Below are 18,487 nucleotides of genomic sequence, written 5' to 3'. Positions count from 1 at the left end.
CGCCGACCGGCTCGTGGCGCCCGCAGCGGAGCTCGACCTCGACTCCGCCTCCGACGACGAACTATTCGACCTGGTAGACGGGAACTGACCGAGATGGCCACCGAAGCGAAACTCCGCGAATACCTCAAGCGCTCCATCGCCAAGGAACAGCGGCTGCAGCAGCGCCTCGACGAGATCGAGGCCCGCTCCCGCGAGCCGATCGCCATCGTCAGCACGGCCTGCCTGCTGCCGGGCGGGGTGTCCTCGCCCGAACAGCTGTGGGACCTGGTGGCACAGGGCCGCGACGCGGTCGGCGACTTCCCCGCCGATCGTGGCTGGGATCTGGAAGCGCTCTACGATCCTGATCCGGACGTGCCCGGCACCTCTTATGCCCGGCAAGGTGGATTTCTCACCGGCGCCGCCGAATTCGATCCCGACTTCTTCGGCATCTCCCATCGCGAAGCGTTGTCGATGGACCCGCAGCAGCGACTGCTGCTGCGCGTCACCTGGGAGGCGTTCGAACGCGCAGGCCTGGACCCGCACGCGTTCAAGGGCACGCGCACCGGTGTGTACGCCGGACTCGCCGGGCACGATTACGGTTCCCGGCTCGATCCCGTGCCCGAGGAGCTCGAGGGCTATCTGGCGATCAACAACCTCGGCAGTGTGGTGTCGGGCCGGATCGCCTATACCTTCGGGTTCGCGGGCCCCGCGGTCACCGTCGACACGGCCTGCTCCTCCTCATTGGTCGCGGTGCATCTCGCGGTGCGCGCGCTGCGATCCGGTGAAGTCGATTTCGCGGTCGCCGGTGGCGCGTCGGTGATGTCGACGCCGATCGGGTTCACCGAATTCTCCCGGCAGCGCGGACTGGCCGGTGACGGCCGCTGCAAGGCGTTCTCCGACGCGGCCGACGGTACCGGCTGGTCGGAAGGCGTGGGAATCGTGCTGCTGGAACGCCTCTCGGAGGCGCGTCGGCTCGGGCACGAGGTGCTGGCCGTGGTGCGCGGCAGCGCGATCAACCAGGACGGCGCGTCCAATGGCCTGACCGCTCCCAATGGGCCCGCCCAGCAGCGGGTGATCCGTGCGGCGCTCGCCGACGCCGGGCTGGGTGTCGGGGACGTCGACGCCGTCGAGGCGCACGGCACCGGCACGGTGCTGGGCGATCCCATCGAGGCGCAGGCCATTCTGGCGACCTATGGATCGCGCACCGAGGGCGAACCGCTGTGGCTGGGTTCGCTCAAGTCCAATATCGGACATGCGCAAGCCGCGGCCGGGGTGGCGGGTGTGATCAAACTCGTCGAATCGATCAGGCGCGGGAGGCTACCCGAAACCTTGCATCTGGGTACGCCTTCCACGCTGGTGGATTGGGAGTCCGGGCGGGTGGAGCTGCTGGCGCGGGCGCGGGACTGGCCGGAGACGGGCCGAGCGCGGCGAGCCGGAGTCTCGGCATTCGGAGTGTCGGGCACGAACGCGCACGTGATCATCGAACAGTCCGTGGACGAGTCCGCGCCGGATTCGGGCACAACCGTTTCAGAGCCGGCGCGGGAGGGGCTTCTCCCCTTCGTGGTGTCGGGCAGCGGGGGGGACGGCCTGCGCGCGCAAGCCGCGCGGCTCGCCGAATTCAGCACGGGCACCACGGCGGAACCGGCGCTGATCGCCTCGGCGCTGATTCGTGAGCGGGTGCCGCACGACACCCGCGCCATTGTGCTGGCGACCGACCGTACCGAGCTGGCCGCGGCTCTGGACGCGGTGGCACAGGGGCGTGCCACGCCCGCGTCGGTGCTCGCCGCGACCGCCGTCACCGGGGGAGTCGGCGTCGTGTTCGCCGGACAGGGCAGTCAGCGGGTCGGCGCGGGAGCCGAACTGTACGGGCGCTTTCCGGTGTTCGCGGCGGCATTCGACGCGGCGAGCGCCGCGCTGGACCGCTATCTCGGTGCCGCCGTTGAGCATTCGGTGCGCGACGTCGCCTTCGGCGCGCTCGGCACCGCGGGCCTGATCGACGCCACCGTCTACACCCAGCCGGTGATCTTCGCTCTCGAGACCGCGCTGTACCAGCTGCTCGCGTCCTGGGGAGTCGAGATCGCCACCGTCGCCGGGCATTCCATCGGCGGCATCGTGGCGGCGCACGTGGCCGGGGTGCTGTCACTCGAGGATGCCGCGCGGCTGGTCGCCGCGCGCGGGCGGTTGATGGGATCGTTGCCCGCGGGCGGCACCATGGTCGCGATCGAGGCCACCGAGGCCGAAGTGCGTGAGGTCATCGATCGGGTCGGTGCCCGTGCGGGCAGCGTGGCCCACACCGGTGAAGGGGCCGGGGTGGCGCTGGAGGACTCGCCGTCGGTGTCGGTCGCCGCGGTCAACGCACCGCACGCGGTGGTGGTGTCGGGGGCCGAGGACGCGGTGGTGGCGGTGTCGGCGGAGCTCACCGGAGCGGGGCGGCGGGTCAAACGATTGACCGTGTCGCATGCCTTCCACTCCCCGCTGATGGAGCCCATCCTGGACGAATTCGCCAGTGTGGTCGCAGAACTCACCTTCGCGGAGCCGAACGGCGTCATCGTGGTGTCGGACAGCACGGGCGCGGTGGTGAGCCCGGCGGAGCTGGCCGATCCGGACTATTGGGTCCGGCATCTGCGCGGGACGGTCCGCTTCGCCGACGCGGTGCGCACGGTCCGCGAGCAGGGCGTGGGCGTGTTCCTCGAGGTCGGGGCCGACGCCGTGCTCGCGCCGATGATCTCGGCGACCTTGGCCGACGAAGAGGTGACGGTCACCCCGCTGCTGCGTGGCGGCCGCTCCGAGGTCGCTTCCGTGCTGTGCGCCGCCGGTGCCGTTTTCACCTACGGGCACCGGGTCGATTGGGCCGAGATCGTGCCGCGGGCTCCGCGTATCGCCTTGCCCACCTACGCCTTCCGACGACAGCGCTTCTGGGCCGAACCTGTCGCACGCGGCCGGACCGCCGCCGCGGCGGGCGTGACCCCCATCGACCACCCTCTCCTGTCCGCGGTGATCGCGGCCGCAGAGGGCGGCCAGTTGCTGCTCACCGGGCAGTTGTCGTTGCGCACCCATCCGTGGTTGGCCGACCACGCGGTGCTCGGCACCGTCATCGTGCCCGGCACGGCGCTGCTCGAACTGGCGGCCCGGGCCGGGGAGGAAGCCGGACTGCCGGTGATCGGGGAACTGATCGCTGAATCCCCGCTGGTGCTCGGTGACGGCGTCGTCGATCTCCAGGTCGCGGTGAGCGCGAACGGGGACGGTACCTCTTCGGTCGCGATCCACTCACGGCCGGCGAGCGGTGCAGGAGAAGCATGGACCAGGCATGCCACCGGCGTGCTGGTCTCCGAAATAGGCACCACCGCAGCGGATCTTGGCACCTGGCCGCCGCCGGGCGCGGAGCCGGTCGAGGTGAGCGGCATCTACCCCACGCTGCTGGAGACCGGACTCGCCTACGGTCCTGCCTTCCAAGGATTGCGCCGGGCATGGGAGCGTGCGGGCGAGCTGTTCGTCGAGGTCGAACTGCCCGAATCGGAGCGGCCGCACGCCGATGCCTTCGCCGTGCATCCGGCGCTGCTCGACGCCGCGGTCCATCTCCCGGCCCTGCGGGCGCTGGCCGACGTGCCCTCCGGTCAGAACCGCCTCCCCTTCGCCTGGAGTGGAGTCCGGGTGTCCGCCGGGGGCGCGGCGGCGCTGCGGGTCCGCATCGCGCCGAGCGGGCCGGACACGGTCACCATCGACGCCGCCGATCCGACCGGAGCGCTGGTGCTGAGCATCGACAGCCTCGTCGCCCGCAGGGTGTCGACCGCCCAATTGCGCTCGGCCCGTGCCGAATTGCGTGACACGCTGTTCGAGGTCGCCTGGACCGGGCTCGAGACCTCCGCCGGACCGGCGGAGTGGACCGTCCTGGGCGACCAGGGCGCATCCGAGGCGATTCTCGACGCCCTGCGGCTGGGCGGCCACCGCGCCGTGCTCGCCGGCGAGACGGGCGCGGCCGCAGCGGGTTTCACTCCCGCGGCGGCGATCGTGGCGGCGTCCGAGGTCGACTCGCTCCTACCGGTCCTGCAGCGGTGGCTCGCTGATCCCGCGACCGAGACGGTGCCGCTGGTCGTGCTCACCCGCGGCGCGGTCGCCGCGCACGAGACGGAGACGCCCGACCCCGCCGCCGCGGGGGTGTGGGGGATGGTACGGTCCGTGCAGGCCGAGCATCCGGATCGGTTGCTGCTCAGCGATATCGACGATGCGCCCGAGTCCTGGCCGGCGCTCGCCGGAATTCTCGTCACCGCGGCGGATGGGGACACACAGACGGCCGTGCGCTCCGGGCGGATCTCGGTGCCCAGGGTGCGGCGCTGGGATCCGCCGACTGGCGAGGCGACTTCGGGATGGGATGTCGCGGGCACGACACTGATCACCGGTGGCCTCGGCGGGCTCGGCGCAGAGGTGGCGCGGCACCTGGTCACCGTGCACGGAGTCCGGTCGCTGGTGTTGGCGGGCCGCCGCGGTGCCGCCACGGCGGGCGCGGCGGACCTGGTCGAAGAGCTCGAATCCGCCGGTGCGACAGTCACTCTCGCCGCCGTCGATGTCGCCGATCGGGTGGCGCTGGGGCGGGTGCTGGCCGCTGTCCCGGCGGATCGGCCGCTGACCACCGTCATCCATGCCGCCGGACTGGTCGACGACGGTCTGTTCGAGACGATCACCGCGGATCGGATCGCGGCGGTCGCCGCACCCAAGAGCGGCGGGGCCCGTGTACTGGACGGGCTGACCCGCGCGGTGGACACGGTCACCAGGTTCGTGCTGTTCTCCTCGGTGTCGGCGCACTTGGGCGGCCCGGGACAGACCGCCTACACCGCCGCCAACGCCGAACTGGATGCACTGGCGGCGCAACGGCGTTCGCGGGGTCTACCAGCCGTGTCCATCTCCTGGGGACTGTGGGAACGCGACAGCGGTACGACCGCAGCGCTGTCGGCCGCCGATCGCGCGCGCATCGCCCGCAACGGGTTGCGCGCCTTGCCGACGGCCACGGCGCTGGCACTGCTCGACGCCGCGTCCGGCGGCGGCCCGGTGGTCATCGCGGCCGGATTCGACGGCCGTGCCCTGGCCCGGCGCACCGACGCGCTGCCACCGGTGCTGCGGTCGCTGGTGCCCGCGCGCCGGCGCACCGCCGCCCACGACGGGAACACCGGATCGGTGCTGCGCGACATCGCGGGACTGGACGGCGTCGCCCGGCAGCGCGCCCTGCTCGACCTGGTGCGGGCCGAAGTCGGTGTGGCGCTGGCACATCCGTCACCGGAGGCCATCGCCGCCGACCGGGCGCTGATCGAACTCGGACTGGATTCGCTCAGCGCCGTGGAACTGCGCAACGGCCTGGGCCGGGCGACCGGCCTGCGCCTGCCCGCCACCCTCACCTTCGACCACCCCACTCCACAGGCCATCGCCGAATTCCTCGATGGCCAGGCCGGGACCACGGCGAATGCGGCCGCGACCGCACCCGCTCCGAGTGCGGGACTGTCGGCGATCCATCGCCGAATGCACGACACGGGAAAGCATTTCGAGGCGGCGCAGCTGCTCATCGCCGCCTCGCACGCCCGCTCCACCTTCGGCGTGGACGAGCGCGACCGCCACGCCCTGGCGCCGATTCGCCTGGCCGAGGGGCCGGGGGAGACCGTGGTGGTCGCGTTCCCCGCGGTGAGCGCGATCTCCGGGCCGCACGAATACTCGCGCATGGCCCAGGAACTGCGCGGTGAGCGGGACGTGTTCGTGGTCCCCGCACCAGGATTCACCGCGGGCAGCGACGACCTGCCCGACTCGGTCGACACCCTGGTGCGGCTGGGTGTGGAGGCGCTGACCGAGGTGGTCGCAGACCGTCCCTTCGTGGTGCTCGGCCGGTCCATGGGCGGCTGTGTTGCCCACGCCGTCACCGCCGCGCTGGAATCCGCGGGGCGGCGCCCGCGCGGGCTGCTGCTCATCGACAGCTACCCGGTCGAGGCGGCCCTGGAACCCGGGATGGAATGGTGGACGGGGGCCATGATCGGCGGCATGCTCGCCCGCGTCGACCGATTCGACATGGCGGTGCAGGACGAGCGGCTCACCGCCATGGGCACCTACAACCGGCTGTTCCTGGACTGGCGCGCCACCCCGGTGCGCACGCCGATCCAGTTGCTGCGCTCGCAGACTCCGCTGCCGGGCACCCGGACCGACGGTCCCCGGGACTGGCGCGCCTTCTGGCCCGTCCCGCACGGCACCGCGGACATTCCGGGCGACCACTTCACGGTGCTCGAGGAGGACGCGACCACCACCGCCGCGGCACTGCGGGAGTGGATCGGCGCCCTGGAGAACTCCGCGGCCTGAGCTGCGGTGGTCGGATACGGCGAAGCCCGGCACGGATATCCGTGCCGGGCTTCGCCGTCCTGCCGCTCAGGCGGTGAGCTGCGCGACGATGCCGTACCGATCCGGCAGCACCCCGTACTCGACGATGCGGCCGTCCTGGAAGCGGATGGTGCTGATGCTGATCCCGGTGAACCGGCGGCCCGCGCCGCTGTCGGGCACCCCGAAGATCTCGCCGCGCTGCACGCCGTCGATGGTCCAGTAGACGACCACGCGATCGTCCTCGGCGATGAGATCGTCCACCGTGGCGGTGACGCCCTCGACATTGTCGCGCAGCCAGGTGATGTGCTCCACGAAACCGGCGCGGCCCTTGATGTTTCCGGCCGGCACCGCGGTGTCGCGGCCGTCCTCGGCGATGATCTCGTCGAGCACCTCGAGCTTGCCCTGCGAGACCACCTCCTCGTAGAACCGCCGCGCCGCGGCCTTGTTGGCTTCGATGACGGAGGTCGTCGTCATGATGTGCTCCTTCGTGAGTGGTTGGGGGAACTATCGAAAATCGGGAAACGAGGTTCAGAAGCCCTGGCCGGGTAGCGGCAGGATGCCCAGATTGGCGTCGAGCCCGCCGTCGACGACCAGGGTGGTCCCGGTGATGTAGCCGGCGGCGGGGGAGGCCAGGAACCAGATGGCCTCGGCCTGCTCGACGGGTTCGGCGAAGCGGCCCAGCGGAATTCGCCGCTCGATGGCTGCGAGCAGGCCCGGATCCTGATGCACGTTGGCAGTGATGCCGGTGCGGGTCAATCCCGGCGCCAGGGCATTGACCCGGACACCCTGTGCCGCATAGTCGATCGCGAACGCGCGCACCAGGTTGATCAGCGCGCCCTTGGACGCGTTGTAGGCCCAGTTGCCCGGATCGCCGCGCAGTCCCGCCACCGACGCGGTGAAGATCGCCGACCCGCGGGTCTCGCGCAGCGCCGGGATCGCCGCCCGCAGACCGTGGATCGGGCCGCGCAGGTTGACCCCGAAGATGCGATCGGCGGCATCCACAGCGCCGGGCGTCTCGAGCGGGGGCGTGCCGCCGGTCCCGGCATTGAGGACGACGGTGTCGATGCGGCCGAACAGATCCAGCGCGGTCCGCACCGCCGCTCGATTGGCGGGTTCGGCCGAGACGTCCCCGGTGAGCCTCACCGGATCGCCGGACAGCTCGGCGAGACCGGGCTCGTCGAGGTCCACGGCGACCACCCGGTACCCGCGCTCGGCGAACAGTTCGGCGGTGGCGCGGCCGATGCCGGATGCCGCGCCGGTGACGATCGCGACCCGGCGGTCATCGGTCGATGTCATGAGAGTCCTTTCGAGAGTGAACGTTCGGGCAGTGAGTGGGGTAGCTCCGGCCGGGCGGCCGGGCCGGGCGAGCGCGGCACGGCCGCGAGCAACCGCCGGGTGTACTCGCGCCGGGGATCGGCGAAAACAGCTGCGGTGTCGCCGATCTCGACGATGCGGCCGTGCTGGATGACGGCGATCCGCGGGCACAGCCTGCGCACCACCGCCAGATCGTGGGAGATGAACAGCAGTGCCGCGCCGCGCTCGCGCCGGACCCGATCGAAGAGGTCGAGGATCTGCGCCTGAATGGTGATGTCGAGCGCGGAGACCGGTTCGTCGGCGACGAGCAGATCGGGTGCGGCGGCCAGGGCTCGCGCGATGGCCACCCGTTGCCGCTGCCCGCCGGACAGCCGTGCGGGCCGGGCGTCGCGCAGGGCGCGCGGCAGCCCGACCTCGGCGAGCAGTTCGTCGACGCGCTCGGAGCGCGCCGCCCGCGAACCGATCCGGTGCAGGGCCTCACCGATGATCGCCGCCACCGAGTAGCGGGGGTCGAAGGCGCTGAGCGGATCCTGATCGATGAGCTGTACCCGATGCCGTCGCGGCCGCCGCTCCCGTTCGCGTAGCCGTGACCAGGGCTCGCCATCGAGCAGGATTTCGCCGCTGTCGGGAGTCAGGTGCGCGAGCGCCAGCCGGGCGAGTGTGCTCTTGCCGGAACCGGATTCACCGACGACGCCCAGGGCCTCCCCGGGGCGCAGCGTGAACGAGACCGACTCGAGGGCGACATTGCGGCCACCGTCGGGCAGCCGGTAGTGCCTGCCGGCATTCCGGAACTCCAGCAGCGGAGTCCGATCCGGGTCGGCGGCCGGCTCGGGCACGGTGGGCACCGGCGTGACCAGGGCTGTGGCCCGGCCCGGATGCAGGCAGCGCACCGTGCGCCCGCCGGGCAGGGCGACCGGGTCCGGGAGTCGTTCCCGGCAGTCCGCGTCGGCGAGCGGGCACCGCGGCGCGAAGGGGCATCCGGTGTCGGCCGGTGGGGCCCAGCGCGGCGCCGCGGAGGCCAGGATCGGACCCTCCAGTCGTGGTGCGGCCGCGAGCAACTCGGTCGTGTACGGATGCGCGGGTTCGTCGAGTACCGCCGCGGCGGGTCCCTGCTCGACGACGACGCCCGCGTACATGACCGCGACCGTGTCGGCCGACTCGGCGACCACCGCCAGGTCGTGACTGATCAACAGCACGGCGGTGCCCGCCGCCCGCAACTCCGACAGCAAGGCCAGAATCTGCTGCTGCACAACGACATCCAGTGCGGTGGTGGGTTCGTCCGCGATCAGCAGCTCCGGCCCGGCCGCGAGCGCCGACGCGATGAGCGCGCGCTGGCGCAACCCGCCGGACAGCTCGTGCGGGTACTGCCGCCAGCGTCGCTCCGGATCCGCGATGCCCGCCCGCCGCAGCAGGCCCAACACCGCGTCGTCGAGGTCGTCGGCGGTGGCGAGCCGGTGGATCTCGAGTGGTTCGGCGACCTCGTAGCCGATGCGGCGCAGGGGATCCAGTGAGGTCAGCGCATCCTGGTGGACGAAACCCACACGGCGGCCGCGGATTCGACGCCATTGCGCGGGCGTCGACCGGCGCAGGTCGGCGTCACCGAGGGTCAGCTCGCTCGCCCGCACCCGCGCACCCGCTCCGGCCAGCCCGATGAGCGCACGCGCGGTCACGCTCTTGCCGGAACCGGATTCGCCGACGATCGCCACGCAGCGACCCCGGTCCACATCCAGGTCGACCTGCCGTACCGCGGCTGCGCCGCCGAAATCCACCGACAGCCCGCGCACCCGCAACAGCGGCGTGCTCATTCCGCGACTCCGTCCACACGTTCGCGCAGGGCGCGGCCGGCCACGCTGATCGCCATCACCGTGATCGTGACCGCCAAACCGGGGAACAGCGCCAGCGTCCACGCGGCGCTCAGATAGTTCCGTGACTGCGATAACATCCCGCCCCACTCCGGCACCTCGGTATCGGGCCCCAGGCCCAGGAAACTCAGTGAGGAGCCGATGATGATGGCGGTGCCGATATTGATCACCACCAGCACTCCCAGCGGCAGTAGCACATTCGGCACGATGTGGCGGAGCGTCACCCGCCATGGCGCGGTGCCGAGATCCAATGCCGAACGGACATAGGCGAATCGGCGTACCAGGTGGGTGCGGATGCGCACCAGGCGGGCGAAACCCGGTGTCATCGCGATGGTGATGGCCAGCACCACATTGCCGGTGCCCGGCCCCAGCACCGCCACCACCAGCAGCGCCATGAGAATCGTGGGAAAGGCCAGCAGTACGTCGGCGAGCCGCATGCCGATCTGATCGGCGACCCGGCCCCCGAGCGCCGCGGCCAGCCCCCAGATCGTGCCCGCCAGGCTCGCGAGCAGTGTCGAGCCGAGGCCGACCAGCAGGGAGGCGCGGGCGCCGTGGACGACGCGCGCGTATTCGTCGCGGCCGAGCCAGTCGGTGCCGAGCGGATGGGTGCCACTGGGCGGGTGCAGGGCGATACCGGGATCGATGACTTCGGGCGAACCGGCGAGCAGGCCGGGCGCGATGACCGCCGTAGCCACCGCTAGTAGCACCAGCGCGGCGGCCACCCGGCCGGATCGCGGCGCGGACAGCCGGTCCCGCAATCCGATTCGCGCCATCCGTGGCCTGATCGGCGACGCGGTCATCGCGCCACCTCCCGGATCCTGGGATCCACCAGCCGGTAGAGCTGGTCGAGCACGATCGAGATCACCGCGAATGCCGCCGCGGTGAGCACCACCGTGCCGGTCACCACCGGATAGTCCCGCCCGCGGACCGCGGTCACCAGCAGCTGCCCCAAACCCCGGCGCGCGAACACGGTTTCGACGACGACCACGCCGCCGAGCAGGTTGCCCAGCATCCACCCCGACAGCGTCAGCACCGGAGCCGCCGCATGCCGCAGCGCGTGACGCACCCGCACCCGCAGTTCGGTCGCGCCCCGGGCCCGCACGGTGAGCGCGAACGGTTGTTCGAGCGCCTGTTCGAGCCCATCCCTGGTGACCTGCGACAGCACACCGGCCACTGCAACCGCGAGCGTCAGCCACGGCAGCACCAGCCCGCGCAGACCGGTCTCGCCGACCACCGGGAACAGCTGCCAGCGGAACGAGAACAGCGCCAGCAGCACGAAACCCACCCAGTAGGTGGGCATGGACAACGCGGTGAACTCGGCCGCGCGCGCGACCGCCCGCACCCCGGGCCGCTGCGCGGTGAACACCGCCACCGCGACCGACAGCGCCAGCCCGAGCACGAGCCCGCCGACCGCGAGCGAGACGGTGGGCCACAGCTGTTCGGCGATGAGCGAGCGCACCGGACGATGCTGTTGATACGACGTACCGAGATCCCCGCGCGCCAGCCGGCCCAGGAAACGGCCGTACTGCACGCGGATCGGCGAATCCAGGCCGTATTCGGCGCGGATCCGGTCCAGCACTTGCGGCGAGCTGGTCGCGGCGACACCGCCGGCGATGGCGCGCGCCGGGTCACCCGGAATCGCCTGCAGGCCCGCGAAGGTGAGGGTGGCCGCGGCCCAGATCACCAGCACCGCCAGCGCGATCCGGCCCGCCAGCCACCGCAAGGGTTCGGGCAGCCGGGTCACGACGACAGCCAGGCGTCGTAGAAGCGGGGATAGGTCTGTGCGTCGAAGGCCAAGTCGCGCACCGATTTCGAGTAGCCGGTCAGGCTGACTGGGGTGTAGATCGGGATGATGTACGCCTGCTTCAGGACCTCGTGCTGAACCGACGAGTAGTCGCCGGCGGCCTGCTTCGCGTCGGCGGTGGCGGCCGCCCCCGTCACCCAGGAGTCGAGCTGGGGCGAATTCACCAGTGCCACATTGCCGCCTGCCTTGGCATAGGTGTTGGCGGAGAAGAACGCGAACCGCAGCACATCGGGTGTGGGCCGGGCGAAACTGACGTCGACGAGGTCGTAGCCGCCGCCGATCAGATACTTGTCCACATAGGTGCCGGTGTCGGCGGTGGGCCGCTGGATGTCGATGCCCACCGCGCGCGCCTGGGCCCGGATGCCGTCGGCGACCACATCGCGCTGTTCCCGTGTGCCCTCTGGCCAGTACGGCCACACCAGCGACAGCCGCGCGCCGTCCTTCACCCGAATGCCGTCGGAGTCGGTGCGATTCCAGCCCGCCTGATCGAGCAGCCGTTTGGCGTTGTCCGGGTCGTAGGCGGTCAGGTCGTTGCGCGCCGAGGCGTCGTAGCCGGCGGTGACATTGCTGATCGCGTTGTCCGCCACCGGATAGTGGCCGAAGTAGATGCTGTGCACCAGCTTGGCCACATCGACCGAACCGGTGAGCGCGCGGCGCACCAGCGGATCGGTGAGCGGACCGCGCGACTGGTTGAGATAGACGTTGTAGTTCAGGCCCGGCGTCTCGTCGGAGTGCAGCGTGAAACCGTCACGCTTGGCGAGATCGTCGGCCGACACCGGCGGCACGCCCCCGATGGCCTGAACCTGGCCGCTGGTGAGCGCGCCGTAGCGGGTCGCGTCCTCGTTGATGAACTGGAACACCAGTTTGCCCAGATGCGCCGCGCCGGAATGCGCGGCGCCCGGTGCGGGCCAGCGATAGCCGTCGAACCGGGTGAGCGTTTCGGCCTTGCCCGGTTCCCAGCTCTCGTAAGCGAAGGGGCCGGTCCCCACCGGACGGTAATTCGCGTCGGCGAGCGCTTTCGGGCTCTGAATCCCGAGACTCGGGGTCGACAGCGCCTGCAGGAACGGCGTGAATGGCTGCTTCAGCACGATGTCCACGGTGTGCGGATCGACGATCCGGGTTTCCTGATACGCGCTGATCAGCGAAGCCGCATACGCGGACTTGGTTTTCGGGTCGACGACGTGATCGAGGCTGGCGCGCACGGCGTCGGCGGTGAGCGGCGTGCCGTCGTGGAAGGTGACGTCGTCGCGCAGGATGAACCGGTAGGTCCGCCCGTCCTGGGAGATCGTCCACGAGCTCGCCAGCCACGGGCCGAAGGAGTCCGGACCGGTCTGCGCCACCAGGGAATCGAAGATATTGCGGTTGATCAGGCTGGTCACCGCGGTCGCCGCGACAGCGGGATCCAACGAGACCTGGGTGCCCGCGACCCCGTACACCAGTGTGCCGTTCTCGGTGACCGCGCCGCCGCCGTGCGAATCGGTCCCGGACACCCCGGCGACCACGCCGACCGCGACGGCCACCCCGGCCAGCACCCCGGCCGCGATCCAGGCGGTGCGCCGCCGGCGTGAACGCAGCCGGGGTCGCGCGGTGGGACGATCGGTCTCTTCGTCTGTAGACATGTCACCCGTTCTTCGAAAGTGAGAGTTGGGCCGGAACCGACACCCCGCCGACCGAGGAAAACTCAACACGCCGAATGTGTTGGGGTCAATGCTTTTATGATCACCTGAATTCAATTCGATCGATCGAATTCCGGCATCGAAAGGGATCGGAATTTCTAATCGGATCGCTGCGCGCCGGGCCCCTCGCAGTCGGCGGACAGCAGCGCGGCGAGGGTGTCCAGGCCCGGCAGATCCAGGCCGCCGCCGTGGCGGGTGGCGCGCCCGAGGAGTCGCTGCAGGGCGGAGTTCACCGGCGCTTCGAGACCGTGTTCTCGTGCGAGCAAGGCGATTTCGCCGTTGAGGTAGTCGACCTCGTTGGTGTCCGCGCCGCGGGCGAAGCTCTGCCACGTCGATTGCCGGGCGTCGGTCGCCCGGTAGGCGACATCCGGTGTGGCATCGGGTACCAGTGCTGTCAGGGGATGGACCGGAATTCCGGCAGCGGTGAAGACCGATCGCGCCTCGGCGATCAGGGCCGCACCCACCCGGGCCTTGTCAGCGGCGCTGCCGCCGAGCACTTCCAAGCCGTTGGTGACGCTGTAGACGAGTTTGGTGGCTTTGTAGGAGCGAATATCGGTGACCTGCTCGGCCCGGAAATGTGCGTGTCGCAGATCCTCGACGAATGTTTCGAGCGCTGCCTTGCCGATTCCCGCGGTGTCGTTCGCGAGTCCGGCGAACACAGCGCCCGTCCGGGGCTCGATGCTGCTCCGGATCTCGCCGAGATGCTCGTACCCGGCCGAGAGCACCAGGGTCGCGCCGAGGACGGTGCCGAACCAGCGCGCGGCGGCGCGTTCCGCGTCCAGCCCGTTCTGGATGGTCACCACCGGGATGTGCTCGGCGGCGACACCCAGCGGTGTGGCGTCGGCGTCGCGGACATCGTGCCAGGCCAGCGACTGCGCCGCGCGCGCCACGTGCTGGGACTTGACCGCCAGGATCAGGATGTCCCCGGGTTCGAAACCCAGATTGCTCGTGACCGAGGCCACGGGCAGCCGGATGGTTCGGACCGCCGCCGCGGTGCGATACACCAGCGGATGGGTGGCGAAGTGGTGCAACGGGTTTCCGTGCGCGACCACGAGTGTGTGGTGGCCGCGGTCGGCCAGTTCGACGGTCAGGCTCACCCCGACCGCCCCGGCGCCGACGATCACGTATCGGGTCATCGGGCCGAGGAACCGTTGCGGCGTACCCGGGTCTCACCGACGGGCACCGGGAAGTCGAGCCGGTTGCCGACCGGGGGTAGCGGACACAGATAGTGGTCGGTGAAGGTGCACGGCGGCAGGTGGGCACGGTTGAAATCGACGGTGACCCGGCCGTTCTCGTCCGCGGAGGGCACGGTCAGGAAGCGGAATCGCTCGGTCTCGGTCCCATTGGTGGTGTCGGCGAAGGTGATCTGGATGTCGCTGTTCGGTGCGAGGGTGCCCCACAGCGCCGGCTCGCGGCCTTGCATGCGCACATGGACCTGGGCCGCGCTGTTGGAGCTGACGAACCCGTCGATGTGGTCGAGCCGCAAGGGCTGCGTATCGATGTCGGCGCGGCCCTCGACGACCCATTCCGGGTCGGGATCGAAGGCGTCGATGCCCTCGATCGCGGCGCGGGTGGCGGCCTGCGGATCGAAGACCCGGACCGCGACGCGGCCCGCTCGCGCCAGCGGCTGGATCAGCAGTTCACCGATGGCGACCGCGGTGCCCGGATCGAGTTCGAGATGCAGGTCGCCCGGTCCGTCCGCCATGGCGCGGCCGGCTACCGCCGCCCAATGGCCGGGCAGGCCGTCGATGGCTTCTGGTTCGTCACCGAGCCAGTGGGTTCCGGTGACCGAGGCCAGGCCGTGCGGTGCGAGGGCGAGCGCATTGCGCTCGGCGCGCCAGCGCCGCCAGTCGCTGAGCCAGGCCGCGGTCGCCGGCGTTGTGGAAGTGGTCACTGTGGATGCCTTTCAATGGGATTCGACATGGCATAGGTCAGGAGCGGGTATTCGGGCGGCGGCCCGGTATCGCCGCGAGCAGTTGCCGGGTGTACTCGCTGGACGAGTCACGGAAAACCGCTGCGGTCGCGCCGGATTCGACGACCTGCCCGCGGTGGAAGACCGAGACGGTGTGCGCGAGCTGACCGACGACGGCGAGATCGTGCGAGACGAACAGGTAGGTCAGGCCGAGCCGCTGCTGCAGTTCGGCGAGCAGGGCGAGAATCTGTTGCTGCACAGACACATCCAGCGCCGAGACCGGTTCGTCGAGCAGCACCAGCTCGGGTTCGAGTGCCAGCGCCCGGGCGATCGCCACGCGTTGGCGCTGCCCGCCGGACAGTTCCGCTGGTCGCCGGTCGAGGGCGGTGCGGGGGAGCGCGACCTGGTCGAGCAGTTCGAGTGCCCGGGCCCGGCGGCTGCGCCGGTCGCCGAGCCGATAGGACACCAGGGGCTCGACGATGCTGTCGCCGACGCGGTATCGCGGATCGAGGGCGGCGAACGGGTTCTGGTGCACCAGCTGGAAGCGACGCCGTAGCGGTCGCAGGCTCCGCCAGCTTCGGCCGGTGAGATCGAGTCCGTCGAAACGCACTGTGCCGGAAGTCGGTTCGGTCAGGGCGGCGGCGATGCGTAACGCCGTGGTCTTGCCCGATCCGGACTCGCCGACCAGGGCGTGGGTGCGCCCGGCGGCCACGCGCACCGATACCTGATCCAATGCGAGGTGTTCCGCCGAGGGGCTTCGCCCGGATCGATAGCGCTTGGTGATTGCATCGAGTTCGAGCAGTGAATCACCGCTCTCGGCCTCCTCAGCGGTGAGCGTGAATCGCGGTTCGAGCACGCCGCCATGGGCCAGCGCGGGAGCGGCCGCGATGAGACGGCGGGTGTAGGGCTGCTCGGCATCGCCGAGAATCCTTGCGGGCGTGCCCTCTTCGACGATGCGTCCGCGCCGCATCACCACCATCCGGTCGGCTCGGTCGGCGGCGATGGCCAGATCGTGGGTGATGATCAACAGCGCGGTGCCGCGGTCGCGGACCAGCGTTTGCAGATGGTCCAGGATGCGGGCCTGCACGGTGACGTCCAGGGCGCTGGTGGGTTCGTCGGCGATGAGCAGATCGGGTTCGCCGGCCAGCGCGATCGCGATGAGTACCCGCTGGCGTTGCCCGCCCGACAGCTCGTGCGGGTAGCGGCGCAGGTGACGTTCGGGATCGTCGAGTCCGGCCGCGCGCAGGATGTCGAGCACCTCCGCGTCGCGTCGCCGGCCACTCGGACCACGCAGCGCGACCGCCTCGGCGACCTGGTGCCCGATCCGCTGGGTCGGGTTGAGCCCGACCATGGGGTCCTGGGGGATCAGCCCCACGGTTGCACCGCGCAGGGGGCGCACCACCTGCTCCGCGGCCGCGGTGATGTCGATCCCCGCCACTCGCACCGAGCCCCCGGTGATGCGCGCCCGATCCGGCAGCAGCCCGATGACGGCCTGCGCGACGGTGGTCTTGCCGGAGCCGGATTCGCCGACCAGTGCCACGATCTCGCCGCATCGCACGCGCAGCGTGACATCGCGTACCGCGGGAACCACCGCGCCGTCGCTGAGGTAACCGACACCGAGCCGGTCGATTTCCACGAGGTCGGGTATCGGCGTCGGCGGTGTGGCCGACGGTATCCGTGGATGGATGGTCCGGGTCATCGGGTGCGCTCCTGCAAGGTCATGGCAATGTGATTGAGCGAGAGCACCGTCACGGCGATCACAGCACCGGGCAGCAGGGACACCCACGGCGCGGTCACCAGGAAATTGCGGCCACCCGAGACCAGCGACCCCCATTCGGCCTGCGGTGGCGCCGCACCGAATCCGAGGAAACTCAGGGCGGCCACCGCGATGATCGCGGTGCCGACATCGAGCACCGACAACGCCAGCACCGGTCCCCACGAGTTCGGCAGCACATGCCGCACCACGACACGCAGCCAGGAGCCGCCGCCGGCCCGCGCGGCCTCGACATAGGGCAGCGATCTGACGCGCAGCACCTCCGAGCGGGTGGTGCGGGCGAAGCCGGGCACGATCGCGATGCCGACCGCTATCGCCACCGGGACGGTGCCGAAACCCAGGGCGGTGACGATCGCCAGCGCGGACAGCAGACCGGGAATGGCCAGTAGCACATCGACTCCGCGCATGAACACGGCGTCGGCAAGACCGCCGAGGAAACCCGACAGCAGCCCCACCGCCAGGCCGGTCACCAAGGCGATGCCGACCGCGATGAGTGCGGCCTGGACGGTGAGTGCGGAGCCGTACAAGGTGCGCGCCCACAGGTCGCGGCCGACACTGTCGGTCCCGAAAAGATGTGCCGCGCTGGGGGACCGAAGCCGCTCGGCCGGGTCGGTGGCAAAGGGGTCGGCAGCGGTGAATGTCGCGGGCCGGAACGCGGAGACGAGCACGAATCCGACGACGGCACTTGCGGCCAGAAACCCGGGACGCCGCAGCAGGCGCACGGCGCAGCGACGGAATCGATTGCCGCCGATGGCAATCGGCCGATCGTCGAGTAAGACTGCGCCCTCGGCCAGGACTGGGACCGGGTCGCCCGGTCCGTCCGTTGCCGGATCTGTCATGTCAGCTCCCGTGACCGTATGTGGGTGATTCGGGGATCCAGCAGCGGATACAGAAGGTCGACGAGCAGGTTCACCGCCACGAACCCGGCGGCCGCGATCACCACGATGGCCAGTACCACCGGAATGTCCTTCGCCAGCACCGCTTCCTGGGCCAGCCGGCCGATGCCGTTGCGGTTGAACACCGTCTCGACCACGATCGCGCTGGTCACGGTGGTGCCGACGAGCAGTCCGAGAATCGTGAGCGCGGGCAGCGCGGCATTGCGGAAGGCGTGCCGCAATTGCACCTGCCCGCGCGAGAGGCCCTTGGCCCGGGCGGTGACGATGTACTGCTCGCGCAGCGTGTCCTCGAAGCTGCGGATCAGCACCTGCGCAAGCTGGGCGGCGGGCGGGATCGCCATGGTGATCACCGGCAGTACCAGTGCACGCGGACCGCTGTTGCCCAGGGAGGGCAGCCAGCCCAGCTGGAAGGCGAACAGCTGAATGAGGATCAGTGCGACCAGGAACGAGGGCACCGCGACCCCGAGCGCGGGCAACCGGCTCAGCAGTGCGCGCACCGGACGGAAGCGGACCAGCGCCGCCAGATAGGCCACCGCGGTGCCCGCGACGACCGCCAGCAGTCCGGCCAGGGCGCTCAGGACCAGGGTCCCGCCGAGCCGATCGCCGATCAGGTCATCGACCGGGATCTGTTTGGCGATCGAGGTGCCGAAGTTGCCGTGCAGCGCCCCGGTCAGCGCGCAGAGATACTGATCGGCCACCGGCCGATCGAGCCCATACTTCGCCTCGGCGGCCGCGAGCTGCTGCGGGGTCAGCGAATCCGGCTGGATGCCGGCCGCCCCGAGCTGGATCTGGACGGGATCGCTGGGCAGCAGATACAGCACCATGAAGGTGGCGGTGAAGGCCGCCCATAGCACCACCGCCGCCTGCGCGACCCGTCCCGCGATATATCGGATCATGATGTCGTCCTCGCTCGACGTCCCGG

12 protein-coding genes are annotated in these 18,487 nt (G+C 70.6%); 1 reads left to right on the top strand and 11 read right to left on the bottom strand.

Features of this window, described 5'->3' with window-relative positions; translation table 11 throughout:
* Positions 1–93: 93 nt before the first annotated feature.
* The gene (locus tag ACWEKS_RS36995) at positions 94–6,309 is read left to right on the top strand and encodes a type I polyketide synthase (RefSeq protein WP_452344406.1); all 6,216 of its coding nucleotides are present in this window, start codon (positions 94–96) and stop codon (positions 6,307–6,309) included.
* 66 nt (positions 6,310–6,375) lie between these two features.
* On the opposite strand, the gene ACWEKS_RS36990 is transcribed toward ACWEKS_RS36995, so the two are convergent.
* From ACWEKS_RS36990 to ACWEKS_RS36940, 11 genes are all read right to left on the bottom strand, one after another.
* Complete coding sequence (locus tag ACWEKS_RS36990; RefSeq protein ID WP_354847899.1) at positions 6,376–6,801, bottom strand: ester cyclase; 426 nt, start codon at positions 6,799–6,801, stop codon at positions 6,376–6,378.
* 54 nt (positions 6,802–6,855) lie between these two features.
* Entirely contained in the window at positions 6,856–7,623 is a 768-nt protein-coding gene (locus ACWEKS_RS36985) for an SDR family NAD(P)-dependent oxidoreductase (RefSeq protein WP_452344405.1), read from the bottom strand.
* Positions 7,620–9,446: a dipeptide ABC transporter ATP-binding protein gene (locus ACWEKS_RS36980; protein WP_452344404.1), complete on the bottom strand. Its 1,827-nt coding sequence runs from the start codon at positions 9,444–9,446 to the stop codon at positions 7,620–7,622. The genes ACWEKS_RS36985 and ACWEKS_RS36980 overlap by 4 nt, the downstream gene beginning before the upstream one ends.
* Positions 9,443–10,303 (bottom strand): ABC transporter permease, encoded by an 861-nt coding sequence (locus ACWEKS_RS36975; RefSeq protein WP_452344403.1) that lies wholly within the window; start codon positions 10,301–10,303, stop codon positions 9,443–9,445. The genes ACWEKS_RS36980 and ACWEKS_RS36975 overlap by 4 nt, the downstream gene beginning before the upstream one ends.
* Positions 10,300–11,247 carry an ABC transporter permease gene (locus ACWEKS_RS36970; RefSeq protein WP_452344402.1) on the bottom strand — a complete coding sequence of 316 codons (948 nt, stop codon included), beginning with the start codon at positions 11,245–11,247 and terminating at the stop codon, positions 10,300–10,302. Before ACWEKS_RS36970 ends, ACWEKS_RS36975 begins: the two co-directional genes overlap by 4 nt.
* Positions 11,244–12,926, bottom strand: coding sequence for an ABC transporter substrate-binding protein (locus tag ACWEKS_RS36965; protein WP_452344401.1), 1,683 nt, complete (start codon positions 12,924–12,926; stop codon positions 11,244–11,246). The genes ACWEKS_RS36970 and ACWEKS_RS36965 overlap by 4 nt, the downstream gene beginning before the upstream one ends.
* A gap of 155 nt (positions 12,927–13,081) precedes the next feature.
* Positions 13,082–14,119 (bottom strand): ketopantoate reductase family protein, encoded by a 1,038-nt coding sequence (locus tag ACWEKS_RS36960; protein ID WP_452344400.1) that lies wholly within the window; start codon positions 14,117–14,119, stop codon positions 13,082–13,084.
* Positions 14,116–14,877 (bottom strand): DUF1684 domain-containing protein, encoded by a 762-nt coding sequence (locus ACWEKS_RS36955; RefSeq protein ID WP_452344399.1) that lies wholly within the window; start codon positions 14,875–14,877, stop codon positions 14,116–14,118. The genes ACWEKS_RS36960 and ACWEKS_RS36955 overlap by 4 nt, the downstream gene beginning before the upstream one ends.
* A 37-nt stretch (positions 14,878–14,914) precedes the next feature.
* Entirely contained in the window at positions 14,915–16,594 is a 1,680-nt protein-coding gene (locus tag ACWEKS_RS36950) for a dipeptide ABC transporter ATP-binding protein (protein ID WP_452344398.1), read from the bottom strand.
* Entirely contained in the window at positions 16,591–17,508 is a 918-nt protein-coding gene (locus ACWEKS_RS36945) for an ABC transporter permease (protein WP_452344397.1), read from the bottom strand. Before ACWEKS_RS36945 ends, ACWEKS_RS36950 begins: the two co-directional genes overlap by 4 nt.
* Positions 17,505–18,461 (bottom strand): ABC transporter permease, encoded by a 957-nt coding sequence (locus ACWEKS_RS36940; RefSeq protein ID WP_452344396.1) that lies wholly within the window; start codon positions 18,459–18,461, stop codon positions 17,505–17,507. Before ACWEKS_RS36940 ends, ACWEKS_RS36945 begins: the two co-directional genes overlap by 4 nt.
* Between the last annotated feature and the right edge of the window lie 26 nt (positions 18,462–18,487).

The organism is Nocardia sp. NPDC004711 (genome assembly GCF_053601595.1).
The sequence above is the reverse complement of the archived record's forward strand: the minus strand, read 5'-3'. Positions and strand labels throughout refer to the sequence as shown.